General features: G+C 71.4%; 17 protein-coding genes. 8 read left to right on the top strand and 9 right to left on the bottom strand.

Going from position 1 to position 16,891, the window contains the following annotated elements; genetic code table 11:
• The first annotated feature begins 41 nt into the window (after window positions 1–41).
• The 3 genes from HT134_RS19445 to HT134_RS19435 all read left to right on the top strand — a co-directional run bounded on the left by HT134_RS19445 (window position 42) and on the right by HT134_RS19435 (window position 2,604).
• A complete protein-coding gene (locus HT134_RS19445; protein ID WP_175601841.1) occupies window positions 42–1,271 on the top strand; it encodes an alpha/beta hydrolase family protein in 1,230 nt (409 codons plus the stop codon).
• Window positions 1,272–1,388: 117 nt separating this feature from the next.
• Window positions 1,389–1,955: a TIGR03086 family metal-binding protein gene (locus tag HT134_RS19440; protein WP_175601840.1), complete on the top strand. Its 567-nt coding sequence runs from the start codon at window positions 1,389–1,391 to the stop codon at window positions 1,953–1,955.
• Between the two features lie 58 nt (window positions 1,956–2,013).
• Window positions 2,014–2,604 carry a hypothetical protein gene (locus tag HT134_RS19435; RefSeq protein ID WP_175601839.1) on the top strand — a complete coding sequence of 197 codons (591 nt, stop codon included), beginning with the start codon at window positions 2,014–2,016 and terminating at the stop codon, window positions 2,602–2,604.
• A 164-nt stretch (window positions 2,605–2,768) separates the two neighbouring features.
• Here HT134_RS19435 and rox read toward each other — a convergent pair whose 3' ends face one another.
• Both rox and HT134_RS19425 read right to left on the bottom strand, forming a co-directional pair.
• Window positions 2,769–4,202 (bottom strand): rifampin monooxygenase, encoded by a 1,434-nt coding sequence (gene rox, locus HT134_RS19430; protein ID WP_175601838.1) that lies wholly within the window; start codon window positions 4,200–4,202, stop codon window positions 2,769–2,771.
• A 171-nt stretch (window positions 4,203–4,373) separates the two neighbouring features.
• Entirely contained in the window at window positions 4,374–4,550 is a 177-nt protein-coding gene (locus HT134_RS19425; RefSeq protein ID WP_175601837.1) for a hypothetical protein, read from the bottom strand.
• A 95-nt stretch (window positions 4,551–4,645) separates the two neighbouring features.
• Between HT134_RS19425 and HT134_RS19420 the strand changes: the two genes are divergently transcribed.
• Complete coding sequence (locus tag HT134_RS19420) at window positions 4,646–5,113, top strand: MarR family winged helix-turn-helix transcriptional regulator (RefSeq protein ID WP_175601836.1); 468 nt, start codon at window positions 4,646–4,648, stop codon at window positions 5,111–5,113.
• Between the two features lie 298 nt (window positions 5,114–5,411).
• The gene (locus HT134_RS19415) at window positions 5,412–5,837 is read left to right on the top strand and encodes an IS5 family transposase (RefSeq protein WP_217708094.1); all 426 of its coding nucleotides are present in this window, start codon (window positions 5,412–5,414) and stop codon (window positions 5,835–5,837) included.
• Window positions 5,838–6,005: 168 nt separating this feature from the next.
• Here HT134_RS19415 and HT134_RS19410 read toward each other — a convergent pair whose 3' ends face one another.
• Window positions 6,006–6,347 carry a DUF5713 family protein gene (locus HT134_RS19410; protein ID WP_175601835.1) on the bottom strand — a complete coding sequence of 114 codons (342 nt, stop codon included), beginning with the start codon at window positions 6,345–6,347 and terminating at the stop codon, window positions 6,006–6,008.
• Between the two features lie 40 nt (window positions 6,348–6,387).
• Here HT134_RS19410 and HT134_RS19405 point away from each other — a divergent pair, with 40 nt between their 5' ends.
• Window positions 6,388–6,765, top strand: coding sequence for a DUF6247 family protein (locus tag HT134_RS19405; protein WP_246364684.1), 378 nt, complete (start codon window positions 6,388–6,390; stop codon window positions 6,763–6,765).
• Between the two features lie 277 nt (window positions 6,766–7,042).
• On the opposite strand, the gene HT134_RS19400 is transcribed toward HT134_RS19405, so the two are convergent.
• From HT134_RS19400 to HT134_RS19380, 5 genes are read right to left on the bottom strand one after another with little or no spacing between them, the layout of a single operon-like run.
• Window positions 7,043–7,996 carry a dihydrodipicolinate synthase family protein gene (locus HT134_RS19400; protein ID WP_175602211.1) on the bottom strand — a complete coding sequence of 318 codons (954 nt, stop codon included), beginning with the start codon at window positions 7,994–7,996 and terminating at the stop codon, window positions 7,043–7,045.
• A gap of 2 nt (window positions 7,997–7,998) precedes the next feature.
• Entirely contained in the window at window positions 7,999–8,991 is a 993-nt protein-coding gene (locus tag HT134_RS19395) for an oligopeptide/dipeptide ABC transporter ATP-binding protein (RefSeq protein WP_312888239.1), read from the bottom strand.
• Entirely contained in the window at window positions 8,984–10,936 is a 1,953-nt protein-coding gene (locus HT134_RS19390) for a dipeptide/oligopeptide/nickel ABC transporter permease/ATP-binding protein (protein WP_175601833.1), read from the bottom strand. Before HT134_RS19390 ends, HT134_RS19395 begins: the two co-directional genes overlap by 8 nt.
• Window positions 10,933–11,892, bottom strand: coding sequence for an ABC transporter permease (locus HT134_RS19385; RefSeq protein ID WP_175601832.1), 960 nt, complete (start codon window positions 11,890–11,892; stop codon window positions 10,933–10,935). Before HT134_RS19385 ends, HT134_RS19390 begins: the two co-directional genes overlap by 4 nt.
• A 6-nt stretch (window positions 11,893–11,898) precedes the next feature.
• Window positions 11,899–13,506 (bottom strand): ABC transporter substrate-binding protein, encoded by a 1,608-nt coding sequence (locus HT134_RS19380; RefSeq protein ID WP_217708093.1) that lies wholly within the window; start codon window positions 13,504–13,506, stop codon window positions 11,899–11,901.
• A gap of 180 nt (window positions 13,507–13,686) precedes the next feature.
• Here HT134_RS19380 and HT134_RS19375 point away from each other — a divergent pair, with 180 nt between their 5' ends.
• On the top strand, window positions 13,687–14,403 hold the full coding sequence (locus tag HT134_RS19375) for a FadR/GntR family transcriptional regulator (RefSeq protein ID WP_175601830.1): 717 nt from the start codon (window positions 13,687–13,689) through the stop codon (window positions 14,401–14,403).
• Between the two features lie 249 nt (window positions 14,404–14,652).
• On the opposite strand, the gene HT134_RS19370 is transcribed toward HT134_RS19375, so the two are convergent.
• The gene (locus HT134_RS19370; protein ID WP_217708092.1) at window positions 14,653–16,179 is read right to left on the bottom strand and encodes a carboxylesterase/lipase family protein; all 1,527 of its coding nucleotides are present in this window, start codon (window positions 16,177–16,179) and stop codon (window positions 14,653–14,655) included.
• Window positions 16,180–16,290: 111 nt separating this feature from the next.
• On the opposite strand from HT134_RS19370, the gene HT134_RS19365 reads away from it, so the two are divergent.
• Complete coding sequence (locus HT134_RS19365; RefSeq protein WP_175601829.1) at window positions 16,291–16,848, top strand: TetR/AcrR family transcriptional regulator; 558 nt, start codon at window positions 16,291–16,293, stop codon at window positions 16,846–16,848.
• Window positions 16,849–16,891: the final 43 nt, after the last annotated feature.

Here is a 16,891-nt window from a genome sequence, read left to right as displayed (position 1 = left end):
TACAGTCCTAAACGCAGCACCCAACTGCTTTAGGAGTGGACGTGCAACCTCTTCTCTTCCCCGGCGACCCGAGCTTCTGGTACGAGACCCTGCGCACCCTCGGGCACATCGCGTACGGCGGCGCCGACTTCGGCGAGGTCGTGACCACGTGCGAGCGGATCACCCCCGGCGACTACGGCGGCTGGCACGACGCGTGGCTGGCCACCGCCGACCGCGTGGCCGGCGAGGCCCGGACGGCCCTGGAGGGCGGGCACCGCGTCAGCGCCCGCGACGGCTTCCTGCGGGCCTCGAACTACTACCGCGCCGCCGAGTTCTTCCTGCACGGCGACCCCGCCGACCCGCGCATCCGGCACGCCTACGACGCCTCGGTCGCCTGCTTCCGCCACGCCGCCGCGCTGTTCACCCCGGCCGTCGAGCCCGTCGAGATCCCGTACGAGGGCACCGTCCTGCCCGGCTACCTGTACCGGGCCGACGACTCAGGAGCCGCACGGCCGACCGTGGTCATGCACAACGGCTTCGACGGCACGGTGGAGGAGATGCACTTCTTCGGCGCCGCCGCGGCGGCCGAGCGCGGCTACACCGTGCTGGCCTTCGACGGCCCCGGTCAGCCGGGCGCCCGTCACCACCAGGGCCTGGGGTTCCGTCCCGACTGGGAGAACGTCGTCGGCCCCGTCCTCGACCACGTCCTGACCCGTCCCGAGGTGGACCGGGCCCGCGTCGCCCTGCTCGGCGTGAGCATGGGCGGGCTGCTCGCGCCGCGCGCCGCCGCCTTCGACCACCGCGTCGCCGCGCTCATCTGCCTGGACGGCGTCTACGACCTGGGCGACATCACCACCTCCGGCATCCCGCTGCCGCGCGCGGAGGCCGAGCGCCGGCTGCGCGCCGCCCACGATCCCGAGCTGGACGCGATGCTGGAGGAGGCCATGGCCGGCAGCCCGGTGCTGCGCTGGGCCATGGAGCACGGCATGTTCGCCATGGGCGTCCGCACCCCGCGCGCGTTCGGCGCCGCCTACCTCGACTACCACCTGCGCGACGGCGTCGCCGAGAAGATCACCTGCCCGACCCTGGTGTGCGCGGGCGCCGACGACGGCTTCTTCCGGGGGCAGCCCGAGCAGCTGTACGAGCACCTGACCTGCCCGAAGACGCTGCTGGAGTTCACCGCCGGCCAGGGCGCGGACGCCCACTGCCAGTCCGGCGCCCAGCGCCTGGCCTTCGCCCGCGTCTACGACTGGCTCGACGACGTCCTGACCCACCGGACCCCGGCTCACTGACCCGTCGGGTCCCGGCTCACCGACCCGTCGGGTCCCGGCTCACCGACCCGCTACCCGGCCGCCGCGCCCGCCCACCCGCCTGACCACGGCCCGTCACCCCATCGGAGGATCTGCGCCATGACCACCGTGATCGACCAGATCGACCGCGCCCTCGCCATGACCGCCGCCGTCGTCGAGGGCATCGCCCACGACCGGCTCGCCGCCCCCTCCCCGTGCCCCGGGTGGGACGTGCGCACCGAGCTCAACCACCTGGTCGGCGGCATGCGCGTCTTCGCCGCCGAGCTCACCGGAACCGACGCCGGCGCCGCGCACGAGGACGACTGGCTCGGCGCCGACCCGCAGGCCGCCTACGCCGTCGCGGCCGACCTCGACCGCGCCGCCTGGCACCGCCCGGACGCCCTGGACACCCCCGTACGGCTCGGGTTCGGCGAGGTGCCGGGGCCGATGGCCGCGCTCATCCACCTCACCGAGGTCCTCGTGCACGGCGCCGACCTGGCGCTCGTCACCGGCCAGGAACACCTCGTCGACGACGCGCTGTGCGCCGAACTGCTCACGGTCATGCGCGGCATGGACTTCGACGCCTTCCGCCGCCCCGGCATGTTCGGCCCCGCCGTCCCGGCGGCCGACGACGCCCCCGCCCACCGGCGGCTCCTGGCCTTCCTCGGCCGCGACCTCGCCCGGTGATCCGCGGCTCGCTCCCCCCGAGCGAACTTCAGCCGCTCCTGGCGCATCCAACCCCTACATGAGAACGATCAACAAGACTCTGACGCTGGCCGCCGTGTCCCTCCTGTCGGCGGCGACGCTCCAGGCCCCGGCGGCCCACGCGGCAACCGCCGGGACCGCGACCGGATGCCCTGCCCCGAGCAGGGCCGAGATCAAGCGGTCGTACGAAGCCAAGGAGGACAAGCCCGCGAAGGGCGCCACCGCCCTCAGGGGAGTCCACGTCGGCTACATCCCCAAGGGGTTCACCCACGGCCAGGTCGTCGCGCAGAAGCACGACGGCGTCACCGAGTACGGCTACCAGTGGACGGCCGACCGAAGCGACATCGACCTCAAGCGCCGGTTCCTGTGGGTGCGCGTGGTGTGCTGGCCGGGCGCCCGGGAACTCGCGGACCTGAAGAAGCTCCCCGTCACCCTGGGCACCTTCACGAGTGGGACGAAGACGAGGACGATCGGCGGTCGCCAGGTGCTGACCAAGCCGGGCGACGGCGCGCTCGGCGCCGGGCGCTACGCCGGCTGGGTGGAGCGCGAAGGAGTCGTCGTCACCGTGATGGCCGGCCGGCCGCACGTCGGCAACCTCGACCAGATCATCGGTGGCGTCAAGGTGTCCTGACCGCGCCTGCTTCCACGTCGGGGACCGAGGGCGCACGGGAGCCGCCGTCGGTCGCCCCGCCGCGACACCGCTGTGTCGTCCCGGGCGACGCCGCTGTGTCGTCCCGGGCGACACCGCTGTGTCGTCCCGCGGCGGGGACCAGGACGTTCACGGACCTCGCGGACTCAACGGGCGGCGGGGGCGCCGAACCACCGCGACATGTGGTCGAGCAGGTCCTCCTGGTCCTCGCCGGCCCACGCGACGTGGCCGTCGGGCCGCAGCAGCACCGCGGGCACGTCCAGCTCCTCGCCGCCGTCCACGACGTGGTCGACCCGGTCCGCCCAGCCCGCGACCGTGAGCCGGCCGGTCTGGTCGAGCAGCAGTCCACGGCCGGCGTGCGTCAGCTCGTAGAGGCGCCCCCGCTTCAGGCCGATGTCGCGCATCCGTCGGCCGAGCAGTTCGTGCCCCGTCCCGAAGTCGTAGCGGATCCCGATCGCGATGATCTTCTCGGTGAGGTAGCGGCTCACGTCCTCGAACCGCATCAGCTCCGACAGCAGCCGGCGCACCGCGCGGGGACCCGGCTCGGACGACAGCAGCTCCATCTGCGCGCGCGTGTCGGCCAGCACGTCGGCGGCCACCGGGTGCCGTTCGGTGTGGTAGCTGTCGAGCAGCCCTTCCGGCGCCCAGCCGGCGACCTCGGCCGCCAGTTTCCAGCCGAGGTTGAACGCGTCCTGGACGCCCAGGTTGAGCCCCTGCCCGCCGACCGGCGGGTGGATGTGCGCCGCGTCGCCGGCCAGCAGCACCCGGCCGGTCCGGTAGCGTTCGGCCAGCCGGGTGGCGTCGCCGAAGCGGGAGAGCCGGCGCGGTGAGTGCACGCCGAAGTCGGTGCCGGCGAACACCCGCAACTGCTGCTTGAACCCCTCCAGAGCCGGCGGGACCGAGCGGTCCTCGGCCACCCCCGCCGCGGGCACCATGACGCGGTAGACGCCGTCCTCCCCGAAGGGCGCGAGGCCGAACCGCCACTCGGTCGCGCGCACCTCGGCCACCACGGCGGCCACCGTCTCCGGCGGGGCGGCCACCTCCATCTCGCCCAGCAGCGTCTCGACCCTGGTCGGCTCACCGGGGAAGCCGACGCCGAGCAGCCTGCGCACCGTGCTGCGGCCGCCGTCGCAGCCGACGAGGTAGCGCGAGCGCAGGCGCGTGCCGTCGGCCAGCTCGACGGTCACCCCCTGATCGTCCTGGCTGAGTCCGACCAGTTCGCAGCCGCGCCGGATCTCGGCGCCCAGCTCGGTGGCGCGCTCCGCCAGCAGGCGATCGGTGGCGGGCTGCGGGATCGCGAGGACGTAGGGATGCGCGGTGTCCAGCCGGTCGGGTATGGGCTTGGCGATGCCGGCGAAGAATCCGCCGGCCGGATGCCGCGTGCCGTTCGCGAGGAAGCGCTCCAGCAGGCCCCGCTGGTCCATCACCTCGATGCTGCGCGCGTGCAGGCCGAGCGCGCGGACGTACCTGGTCGGCTCCGCCTCCTTCTCCAGGACGAGCGTGCCCACGCCGTGCAGCCGCAACTCACTGGCCAGCATCAGACCGGTCGGCCCACCCCCGGCGATGATCACGTCGATCACGGATCCCCCGTTCCCCTCGCTCCGGCTCGAGCTCTCGCTCTCGCTCCGGCTGGCGATTCTGTGGCACGACCCGGGTCTTGCCGCAAGCCCCCCGATGCGCTATAGAGTGAAAATGCAAGGAACGGATGGTTTCCGCTCCTTGCATTTTCTTTTGGCTCTCGGGATTTCCCGTCAGGCGAAGTGCATGGCGATGGCGAGGCCGACGGTGTGCATGACCACCACCACGACGATCAGCGTGATGAAGATGAACTTGGCCGGACCGTGCTCGAAGTGCTTGCCCTCCTTCAGAGGCCGCATCTTGGCCTGGCGCTCGGCGATGCGCTCCTCCAGCGGCTTGCGATAGAACACGACGGCGTCCCTCCACACGGTTTGCGCGTCTTCTCTTTGCGCGATAATAGTTTGTACACCAACTAAGTTACCAGGTGTGCCCGGAGGCGCCACAGATGGAGCCTGTGACAGATACCACAGACCTGCTGGCATTGGACCGGCAGGTGTGCTTCGCCCTCAGCATCGCCTCACGGAGCGTGATCGGCCTCTACCGGCCGCTGCTGCAACCCTTCGGGCTGACCCACCCGCAGTACCTGGCCATGCTCGCCCTCTGGCAGTACGAACCCCTGTCGGTCAAGGAACTGGGCGAGCTGCTCCAGCTCGACCCGGGCACGCTGTCGCCGCTGCTCAAACGACTGCAGGCGCTCGGCTACATCAACCGCGAACGGGACAGCAAGGACGAGCGGGCGCTCTGCGTGACCCTCACCCCGGCCGGCCGGGCGTTGCGGGCCGAGGCGGAGAAGATCCCCCCGGCGATCGTGGCCCGTCTCGGCATGAGCCTGGACGAGCTGCAGGACCTGCACCAGGCGCTGATGCGGGTGATCGCGGCAGCACGCGGCACCAGTGATCCCGGAGAGTCGTGAAGGCGCTGTCCGTCGTCAAAGGGCTCTCCGGGAAGATCCTGCCGGGATCCCGACGGGGACGTGCCGGCGGCGGAACGGGTTCCGATCCCTGAGGCGATCGCCAGGCCATGGCAGCTATGTGCCGCTCCGGCATTCACCGCGAGTCGTCGAACGCCTCGAGTTCCCGGCGTTGATTATCGGGCCTCCGTAGTCTCTCGAGGAGAGAGAAGGGAGCAGAGCATGACCGCACAACCGCAGGACTTCGTCCCCACTAGGGCCTGTTGCGAAAATGGATCTTGGTTGTGAATGATCACCTGCCGTGAGGCGTGGAGATCTGACGGACGACCAGTGGGCTCGGCTTGAGCCCTTGCTGCCGCTGGGCAAAACGCCGGGCCGTCCACCGGTGTGGACCCGGCGGCAGTTGATAGACGGCATACGGTGGCGGACCAGGACCGGTGCCCCGTGGCGCGACGTGCCGGAGCGGTATGGGCCGTGGGACCGGGCCTACGACCTGTTCCGGCGCTGGCAGCGCGACGGCACCTGGAAGCGGATCTTCGAGCAGCTGCAGGCCGCGGCCGATGTGAAGGGCCTGATCACGTGGGACGTCAGCGTGGACTCCACGATCACCCGGGCCCATCAGCACGCCGCCGGGGCGCGTGAAAAGGGGCGCTGCAGAAGGAGCCTCCCGGCGGCGTCGACACCGAACCCGACGATCACGGCCTGGGACGCTCGCGCGGCGGACTGACTACCAAGCTGCACCTGGCGGTTGAGCAGGGGCAGAAGCCGCTTTCGCTGCTTGTCACTTCTGGCGAGCGGCACGACAGTCCGCAGTTCCAGCCGGTCCTGGGGCGACGGTACTGATCGCAGCCCTCAACGAGTGGCTCTGACCGGCAGGCGACCTCCCGGTCGTCGCTCACCAGTCCCGGGTGGCGATCAGCTCCTCTACATCCACGTCCGTGAACCCGTATGCCGACGCGACAAACCAGAAGTCCTCAGCGATCACCTCGCGCGCAACCGTCTCGATCTCACTCCCGGCTGCTTCGAACTCCGCTTCCAGACTGTTGAACTCCTCGGTTGCGGCCTGGGTGAGCGCATACAGAGCCTCCAGATCCGACGGCTGCTCAGCCTCAATCCGCTCGCACAGCCGCAACAGGATCGCCCTGCCCCGGTCGACGACGTGATCGGGGAAGTATGAGTCCGCATACATCTGCCGCAGGAACACGTGCCCTGCTACCTGCTGGTTCGTGATTGGCATGGCGCTTCCCCATCCTCGTAGAAGAACTGACGCGCCGATCATGCACGACACCACTGACAACGACGCCGCCCATGCACGCCAGCCCGCTCGTGGCCAGCACTTTCACAACAGGCCCTTAGGTGCACCTCTGCCCGAGAAGAACCTGCGGGCCATCCGGGCCGCGCTGGTCGTCCCGGAAGATCGCGAGGCCTTTGACGCCGGACTGAAGGCCGTGCTCGACGAGGTACGGGTGAGTCTGGACCTTGGAGCACTCAACTCGTTCGTGCACCGCTGGTGGATCACCGCGTGCGACACCCTGAAGGATCCTGAAGGGCGTCGTCAGATGCACGCCAGGGCCAGACAGGCTCTCGCCGGCGAGCCGGTACCTCAGGGCAGGCCGTGGCGAGAGATCCTTGCTGCTCGCGGGATCGATGTCTAGGTGTTCAAGCTAGTCCTCGATCCCGTGGCGGAGGATCAGATCGCCGGCCGCGTTCGATCCCGGCATCCGCTCCCCCTCAACGCCATGGCCTTCCCCAACAGTGGCGCGACGCGCTTTGAACTCCCAGGCTCCCCTGATGGTCCAACGACCGATCTCGTCCACCGGCAAGGGGGTGTGGGGGAGCTCGGCTCCCCCGCTGTCACAGCCCGAGCCCCGTCGCGCGGAGCGCGCCCCGGGGAGGACCTTGCTTTGAGCCCCCCAACCTTCGTGGACGTGTTCAGAGCAGGCCGGCCGCCGCCAGGTGCTTGCCGACGCGGGCGATCTCGTCGTCGTTCAGCGGCACCTGGGGCGGCGCCGTGACCGGGCAGTCGATGATCCCCCGAAGGTACAGCGCCGCCTTGAAGGCTCCCAGCCCCGACGAGCTGCCGCCCATCCGCGTGCCCCCCACCCGGACGATCTCGAAGAGCCGGACCAGTCTCTCCTGCTCCTGCCGCGCCGCCTCCCACTCGCCGCGGCCCGCGCAGGCGGCCAGCCGGACGTAGCCGTGGGGGTCCACGTTGCCCAGGCCCGGTACGACCCCGTCCGCGCCCATCCACAGGGCCGAGTCGACGGTCACCTCCGACCCGGTCAGCACGCTGAAACCGGGACCCCGGCCCAGGATGACCTCGCGCAGGCCGCCGTCGTCGCCGCTGGAGTCCTTGACCCCGGCCAGCACCCCCTCGGCGGCCAGCTCCAGCAGCAGCGCGGCCGGGAGCTTGGTGTGGACCGACACCGGCAGGTCGTAGGCGTACAGCGGCAGCCCGGTCCGCGCGGCGATGAGCCGGAAGTGGGTGCGGATCTCCTCCGGGTGCGTACGCGTGTAGAAGGGTGCCGTGGCGACCAGCCCCGACACGCCCGCTTCCAGGGCGGTACGGGCGTGGTCGAGCACCCGGGGCGTGGTCATGTCGATGACGCCGGCGAGCACCGGCACCTGCCCGGACACGTGTCCGACGACGGTGTCCAGCACCGCGCGCCGGTGGGCGTCGGGCAGATAGGCCACCTCGGACGACGAGCCGAGCACGAACAGCGCGTCCACTCCCCCGGCCAGCAGGTGGTCGACGAGCCGGGTGAGGGAGCGGGTGTCCACCTCGTGGTCGGGGGTCATCGGGGTGCACACCGGAGGGATCACCCCCGTCAGGGCGCTCGGCCCGCCGGCGGCGGGGGTCGAGGCGGGTCCGGCGGGGTCGGGCATCGTCACGAGCGCTCCTGGATCAGGTCGAGGTCGGTCGCTCCCGCCGCCACCGGGTGGTGGCAGTGGAAGAGGTGGTCGTCGCCGTCGGGCGTGGCGTCGGGCCAGGCCGCCGCGCACGTGTCGTCCGCGCGCCAGCAGCGGGTACGGAACGGGCAGCCGCTCGGCGGCCTGGTGGCCGAGGGCACGGCTCCGGTCAGCGGGATCGGGGTGATGGGCGAGATCAGGCCGGGCGTCGCGGAGAACAGGGCCCGGGTGTACGGGTGGCGGGCCCCGAGGGGCACGGCCCGGGCCGGCGCCTGCTCCACGATCCGCCCCAGGTACATGCTGACCACCCGGTCGCTCATCCGCCTGACCGTCTGGATGTCGTGGGAGACGAACACCATGGCCAGGCCGAGCCGGTCCTTGAGGTCGAGCAGCAGGTTGAGGATCTGCGCCCGGACGGAGACGTCGAGGGCGCTGGTCGGCTCGTCGGCGACGAGCAGGGCGGGCTCCAGCGCGAGGGCCCGGGCGACGGCGACGCGCTGGCGCTGGCCGCCGGACAGCCGGCCGGGCAGCGCCTCGGCGACGGAGGCCGGCAGCCCGACGAGGCCGAGCAGTTCGCGGACGCGGGCGTCGCGCTCGGCGGCGGTGCCGCGCCGGTGGACGTCGAGCGGGTCGCGCAGCACCTGCCGGACGGGCAGCCGCCGGTTGAGCGCCGTGGACGGGTCCTGGAACACCATGCCGACGCCCGTCCCGACGGCGGCGCGGCGCTCGGCGTCGCTCATCGCCCACAGGTCGCGGCCGTTCAGGGACACGGTGCCGGACGTGGGCCGTTGCAGGCCGACGAGGACCCGGGCCAGGGTGGACTTGCCGCAGCCGGACTCCCCCACCACGCCCACGGTCTCGCCGGGGGCGACGGTCAGGCTGGCGCCGGTCAGGGCGTGGACGCGGTCGCGGGAGAACAGTCCGCCGGTGCGCGCCTTGTGGACGACGTGGACGTCGTTGAGCTCAAGCACGCTGGTCACTCCCCGCGGTCTCCAGGTCGGCCGGCAGTCCGGTCGCCGGGTGGTGGCAGGCGAACGCGTGCCGGTGCGCGTCGCCCTCCAGCGGCGGCGCGTCGGTCCAGCACCTGGCGCTCGCCATCGGGCACCGGTCGGCGAACCGGCATCCGGCGGGGAAGCCCGAGGGCGGCGGGACGACGCCGCGGATCTGGGTGAGCCGCTCGGCGCCCGACTCCAGCGACAGCACCGAGCCGAGGAGCCCGCGGGCGTAGTGGTGGGCGGGCGCGCCGACGAGGGCGGGGGTGGCGCCGGCCTCGACGATCTGCCCGCCGTACATGACGACGACCCGGTCGGTGACGTCGGCGACGAGCGCGAGGTCGTGGGAGACGAGGATCAGCGCGAACCCCAGCTCCTCGCGCAGGCGCAGCAGCAGCTCGATGACCTGGGCCTGCACGGTCACGTCGAGCGCGGTGGTGGGCTCGTCGGCGACGATCAGCTTCGGCTCGCGCGACAGCGCCATCGCGATGAGCACCCGCTGCCGCTGCCCGCCGGACAGCTCGTGGGGGTAGGCCGACAGGGTACGGCCGGCGTCGAGGCCGACCAGCTCCAGCAGCTCCGCGGGGGTGCGCCGGCCGCCGCGGCGGGTGACCTGCCGGAGCTGGGCCTTGATGGTCATGGCGGGGTTCAGGGACGACAGGGCGTCCTGATAGATCATCGCCATGTCGTGGCCGAGCAGCCGGCGACGGGCCTTGCGCGGCAGGGAGAGCAGTTCCTTCTGGTCGAAGCGGACATGGCCGCTGACGCGGGCCTCGCGAGGCTGCAGGCCCATGATCGTCAGGGCGGTCAGCGACTTGCCGCATCCTGACTCGCCGACCAGGCCGAGCACCTCGCCGGGCCGTACGTCGAACGCGATGCCGTCCACGATGTCGACGCCCTCGGTGAAGCCGATGCGCAGCCGTTCCACCGACAGGATCGGCGGGCCGGAGGGCAGGGGGCGGGCGCGCTCGGCGAGGCGGCGGGCGGCCTCGGCCAGCCCGGGCAGCTCGACGGGCTCGCCGGAGCCGGGCTCGGCGCGCTCCACGGGGTCGTCCGCGACGGGCGCGGCCCGGCCGGCGGCGGGCGCGGCCCAGGCGTCGGAGACGCCCTCGGACAGGATGTTCAGGGCGAGCACGGTCACGAGGATGAGCAGGCCGGGGAAGACGGTGGCCCACCAGCCGCCGAGCAGGACGAGGTTCTTGCCGTCGGCGATGACGCTGCCCCACGACGGGTTCGGGGGGCGGACGCCGGCGCCGATGAACGACAGCGACGCCTCCAGCACGATCGCGTCGGCGACCATGACGGTGCAGAACACGAGCACGGGCGCCGCGCAGTTGACCGCCACGTGCCGCAGCAGGATGTGCGGGGTGCGGGCGCCGATGACGCGTTCGGCCGCGACGTAGTCCTCGCCGTACTGGGCGAGCACGTTGGCCCGCACGACGCGGGCCACGGACGGCATGTAGAGGAACGCGATGGCCATGACCAGCACGGGGATGCTGCCGCCGAACACGGCGACCAGCACGGCGGCCAGCGCGATGCCCGGGAAGGCCATGATGACGTCGAGCACCCGCATGAGCGTCTCGTCCACGGCCCGGCGGGAGGTGGCCGCGACGGCGCCGACGAGCGCGCCGGCGACCAGCGCGAGGCCGGTCGCGCCGAGGCCGATGATCAGGGACCAGCGGGCCCCGTACAGCAGCCGGGACAGGATGTCGCGGTTGGCGCTGTCGAGGCCCATCCAGTGCGCGGCGGACGGGCCGCCGCCGGCGGCCTCCTGGACGTACGGGGAGTGGGGCGCGATCCAGGGCGCGAGCACGGCGGCGAGCACGACGAGCGCGATGACGGCGACGGCGGCCCACGACAGCGGGCGCAGCCGCCGGAAGGCGATGCCGGGCCTGGACAGGCGCTCCCCCAGGGCACGTCTCATGCGGCGCTCCTCAGGCGGGGGTTGACGAGCAGGTAGAGGATGTCGACGGCGAGGTTGACGACCATGAAGCCGACCGCGATCGTCAGCACGACGCCCTGCACCACGGCCGGGTCGCCGTCGCGCACCGCGTTGATCATGAGCTGGCCCATGCCGGGCAGGCCGTAGATCTGCTCGATGACGACGGTGCCGCCGATGAGGTAGCCGATGCGCAGGCCGAGCACGGTCAGCGGGTTGATGAGCGCGTTGCGCAGCACGTTGCGGCCGACCACGACGACGGGCGGCAGGCCGCTGCCGATGGCCGTGCGCACGTAGTCGCGGTCCAGCTCCTCGACCATGGAGGTGCGGATGACGCGGGTGAGCTGCGCGGCGACCGGCAGCGACAGCGACAGGGCGGGCAGCGTCATCGAGCGCAGCCAGCCGGTGAAGGAGTCGGCGGGATTGATGTAGCCGCCGGTCGGGAACAGGCCCTCGCCGACCGCCAGCCACTGGATCAGCAGCAGCGCCAGCCAGAACGCCGGCGCCGCGACGCCCACCAGCGACACGACGCGGATGACCTGGTCCGGCCAGCGGTCGCGGAACAGCGCGGCGGTCACGCCGAAGACCAGCGCCAGCACGACGGCCACGGCCAGGCCGAGGAAGGTGAGCTGGAGCGTCAGCGGCAGCGCCGTCGTCACCGACTCGATGACCGGCTTGCGGGTGAGCACGCTGGTGCCCATGTCCCCGCGCGCCAGGTCGGCGACGAAGCGCAGGTAGCGCAGCGGCAGCGGGTCGAGCAGGCCGTTCTCGAGCTGGAACTGGTGGATCTGCTCGGGGGTCGGGTTCGCGCCCTGGAAGTACGCGTACTCCGGCTTGTTGTTGGAGAAGCGCATCACGATGAAGACGAACGCGACGACCCCCAGGACCAGGGGCACCAGGATGAGGACGCGCCGGGCGAGCAGGCGGGCGACGAGGACCATGGCGGCTCAGACGCGCTTGGTCTGGAGCAGGTTGATCCCCGGGTACGGCTGGGCGCGCACGCCGGTGAGCTTCTTCGGGTCCCAGGCGGTCATCAGCTCGGTGTGGACGACCGGGTAGACGACGGCCTGTTCGGCGATCAGGTCGAGGTACTTGTGCAGCAGCTCGGTCTTCTTCGCCTTGTCGGGCTCCTTGGTGGCCTGGTCCATCTGGGCGAACAGCGCCTTGGCCTCCTTGCTGCCCTCGAAGTGGCTGTACTTCATCCACAGGCCGCCGGAGACGTAGTTGTAACGCATGATCAGGTCGGCGTCCATGCCGAACTGGTTGGGGTTCGAGGCGGCGGCGACCACCTGGTAGTCCTGGAACTGGTCCATCTTGGCGAACAGGGCGGCCGTGTCCTGCGGCTCCAGCGTGGTCTTGACGCCGATGGCCTCCCAGGAGGCGGCGATGGTGGGCAGGCAGTCCACGAGCCAGCTCACGTTCACCGACATGAGGTTGACCGTCAGGTTGGCGACGCCGGCCTCCTTGAGCAGCGCCTTGGCCTTGTCGGGGTCGTAGTCGTAGACGACCGCGGCCCGCTTGTGGTCGGGGTGGCCCTCGTTGAGGAACGAGCTGGAGGCGGTGCCGTGGCCCTTGAGCGCCACGTCGATGAGCTTCTTCTTGTCGATGGCGTAGTGCAGCGCCTGGCGGACGCGGACGTCGTCGAACGGCTTGGCGCCGGTGTTGAACATGAGGAACAGGTGGTTCATGCCGGCGCCGCCCTCGACCGTGAGGCCCTGCTGCTTGAGCTGGTCGACGTTGGCGTACGGGATGTTGTCGGCGATCTGCGCCTCGGCGGAGGCGCCGGAGATCTTGGCGACGCGGGCGGAGGCGTCGACGATGCTCAGCCAGTTCATCTTCTTGGCGGCGGCGGGGCGGGGGCCGTTGTAGCCGTCGAACGCCTCGAACGTGGTGTTGGACTTCGGGTTGTGCGCGGTCAGCTTGTACGGGCCGGACCCGACGGCCTTGCCGCCCTTGGCGGCGTCCCAGGCGCCCGGCTGCCCGAAGACGTGCTTGGGCATGATCTTGGCGATCGTGAGCCGGGGGGCGGCGTCCGGGAAGGCGAACTTGAAGACCAGCTCGACGGTCCTGTCGTCGACCTTCTTGACCTCCTGGAGCCAGGAGCGGAAGAAGTTGCCGACGAGGACGTTCGCCTCGGGGTCGAGGACGCGCTGGTAGGTGAAGACGACGTCGTCGGCGGTGACGGGCTGCCCGTCGTGCCACTTGGCGCCCTCGCGCAGGGTGAACTTCCAGCTCGTCGCGTTCAGGTCGGACGGCAGCGCGGTCGCCAGCGCCGGGTACGGTTCGCGGGTGATCGGGTCGGTGTCGAGCAGGCCCTCGTAGACGTGGGTGATGCCGGCCATGGCGAAGGCCGAGGCGGTCTGGGTGGGGTCCCAGCTTTGGTCGTTCCCGTACCCGATGACGGCGGTGATGAGATCCTTGTTCGAGCCCGCCCCGACCGAGCCGGTGGAGGCCGGGCCCCCGGAACAGGCGGAGAGGGTGGCCGCGATGAACGCCGCGGCCCCCGTTGCTCCGCTGTAACGCAGGAAGTCGCGGCGGCTGAGGTCAGGGCTCACGGATGCCTCCTGAAGTACAGGTGAGTGCGCGCACTTTGCTGGATGCGGCTCGATGGGTAGAACGTGGGACATCCCATGTCCTATGTTGTGGGTAACGTGGACGCTAGAGGGGGGAGCCGCTTGAGGTCAACAGGAGATTTCCGGAATGTTACCTAAGCGCCTACCAGAGAGGGATTTTTCATGACGACTGTCCCGCGCGCCCGGCTCAGCCGGGCCGTGGAGGCCCAGGAGGGCGTCAAGGACCTGATTCTCAGGCGCGGGCTGGTCGCGGGCGACCCGCTGCCGACCGAGTCGGAGCTGATGGAGGAGCTGGCCATCAGCCGCAACTCCGTGCGGGAGGCCCTGAAGGCGCTGCAGGCGGTGGGCATCGTGGAGATCCGTCACGGCTTCGGCATGTTCGTCGGGCGCATGTCGCTGGCCGGACTGGTGGACGAGCTGGCGTTCCACAGCCGCATCACGCTCCAGGACGGGCGCAACCACCTCGGCCACCTGACCGACATCCGGGAGGTGCTGGAGAGCGGCCTGGTGCTGCGCCTCATCGATCTCGGCGCGGCGGCCGACCTCGGGCCGGTGGCCGAGGTGATGGCGCGCATGGAGGCCGAGGCCGAGGTCGGCGAGGTCCCGCCGGAGACCGACCGGCTCTTCCACGACCTGCTCTACCGGCCGCTCGGCAACCCGCTGGTCAGCCAGCTCCTCGGCGCGTTCTGGGACGTCTACCACCAGCTCCGCGACCAGCTCGGCACGCCCGACGAGACGCCCGAGGACGTGGCCAGGCGACACCGCGACATCCTGACGGCGGTCACGGCCGGCGACCGGGCGGCGGCCACGGCCGCGGTCCAGGCCCACTTCGAGGGCGTGCGCAACCGCCTGGAGCGCCTCCCGCCGCCCCCGCAGTGAGATTTCCCGGGACATCTCCCCCGTATTGAGCCGGAGCGCGTCCGTGGCCGTATCTCCACGCGAAGACGATCCCGCCGACGGGGTCCGGCGGCCTCTCGGGCGAGACGGCGGACCTCCGGGGTCGAGTCTTCGGGCGTTCGGTTCGGGCGTACTGCCGAGAAGGGAGCGGATCGGTGACGGGACGGGCGCGGCCTCCACGGTGCGAAGGCCGCGCCCGTCCCGGCCACCAGGGGCTTGGGCGGCGTGGCTTCACGCGGCGGGCAGGCTCTTCCAGAAGCGGTAGTCGTGGTCCGCGGCGAACGCGGTGCGGCGCCACGCGCCCGAGGTCAGCGACTGCACGTACCGTCCGTCCCGGAACGAGGGCCAGCCCGTCCGGCCGTCGCCGGCGAAGCCGGTCCACAGTCCGATCAGCCGGTCACCGAGCCGGGCCTGCGCGGGGGTCAGCGCGTCGAACAGCTTCATGTCGAAGATGTAGGGCAGTTCGGCCATGTGCTGGGCACGGGCGGGGAAGCTCGGAGCGGGGTAGCCGGCGAACCAGGGCGTGTCCCGCTCGGCGAACTCGTACATCCGCGTGGGCGTCCAGCGAGCCAGCATCCCGGCGGTGTCGAACGACGGGACCGACCACGCCGAGTCGGTGCGGAGCGCGGCCAGCGCCTGACCGGCGGAGTCGTACCTGCTCAACGGGTAGCGCCGGAGCACCTCGTCGGCGCGGTCGCCGAACTGCTTCCTGACGGCCGGCTCGTACTCCTCGTCCTTCATGGGCGCCCCGCCCGGGGCGAGCTCCAGGCCGAGGACTCTGCCGTTCTCCTCGTCGTGGTCGACGCCGACCAGGACGGGCACGCGGTTGAACCGGCCGGTGCGCAGGGCCTCGGCGGGGCTGAGCGGCAGAACGGGGGTCCCCGAGACGGGCCGCGGCTCGTTGAACGGGCCGTACGCCTTCAGCAGGGACGCGATCGGGACACGGCGCAGGCACGCCGCCACGTCCCCCTCCCCGTCGCAGCCGACCGCCTTGACCACACGGTCGCTGTCGGCCTTCGCCTCGGCCATGGTGCGGGAGCCGTCGGTGGCGCACGGCGCGCTCTGGACGATCGCCCGGGCGAAGAGCCCGGCCGAGCGCGGGGACGCCAGGTGGTCGCAGACCGCGTACCCGCCGCCGGACTGGCCGGCGATGGTGACGTTCCGGGGGTCGCCGCCGAAGGCCGCGATGTTCTTGCGGACCCAGCGCAGGGCCGCCTGCTGGTCCTCCAGGCCGAAGCTCGCCCCGCCGCCGACCGCGTCGTTCGCGAGGAACCCCATGACGCCCAGGCGGTAGTTCATGGACACGACGACGGCACCGCCCGCGGCCAGCCGTCGCGGGCCGTACATGTCGCCCGTGCCGTACATCATGCTGCCGCCGTGGATCCAGACGATCACCGGCAGCCGGCCCGTCGCGCGGGCGGGGGCGGTGACGTTGAGGTACAGACAGTCCTCGTTGTCGCTGGGGACCCCGATCGGGTAACCCACCGGCTGCGCGCACGCCCCGCCGGGAGACGTGGCGTCGCGCACGCCGCTCCACGGGGTGATCGGCGCGGGCGAGGTCCAGCGCCGCTCGCCCACGGGCGGCGCCGCGTACGGGATGCCCTGGAAGCTGCGCACCTGCGCTCCGGCCACTCCTCTCACCAGGCCGTCCGCGGTCCTGACCACCGGTGCGGCCTCCTGGACGGGCGCGGCGACCGCGGGCGCGGCCGTCACGAGCCCGCCGACGAGCCCCAACGTCACCATCGTCTGCTTGCGCACTGATCTCTCCTCGTTCCGATGACTCATCCCGCTGTCTCGCTGACCGTACCTCGTTTTTATGCGATCGCATAATGCGTTCGCATGAATAAATCCTCTGCTACGCTCGGGGGCATGGGGAACCGGGAAGATCTCTTCGCCGCCGCGAAGCGCTGTCTGCTGGAGAAGGGTTACGACCGCTCCAGCGTCCGCGACATCGCCTCAGCCGCCGGAGTCAACATGGCGGCCATCGGCTACCACTACGGGTCGCGGGAGAAACTGCTCAACCAGGCCCTGTTCGCGCTGCTCGACGAGTGGGGCGACACGATGGGCCGGGCGATCGACCCGGACGTCGGCCTCGTCGGCATGTGGGAGAACCTGCTCGGGCAGTTCGCCGACAACCACGCCCTCTGGCTGGCCTCCGTGGAGCTCTTCCTGCAGGCCCAGCGCCGCCCCGACCTTCGCGACCAGCTCGCCCAGGGCACGCGGGAGGGCCGCCGCGGCATGGCCGCGATCCTGGAGAACACGCCGGAGGACGAGGTCCCGGAGCGGGCCGTCCGCACTGTCGGCATGGTGCAGATGGCGCTGATGTCCGGCCTGATGATCCAGTGCCTCAGCGACCCGGACAGCGCTCCCACGGCGGCTGAGGTGCTGGAGGGCCTGCGAGCCCTGGTGGCTCTCGCCGAGAAGTGACGGGCCGGCGGCCACCGTTGACATCACAACTCTTGATGATGAC

It is taken from the genome of Nonomuraea rhodomycinica (genome assembly GCF_013363995.1).
GTDB lineage: Bacteria > Actinomycetota > Actinomycetes > Streptosporangiales > Streptosporangiaceae > Nonomuraea > Nonomuraea rhodomycinica.
The sequence above is the reverse complement of the archived record's forward strand: the minus strand, read 5'-3'. Positions and strand labels throughout refer to the sequence as shown.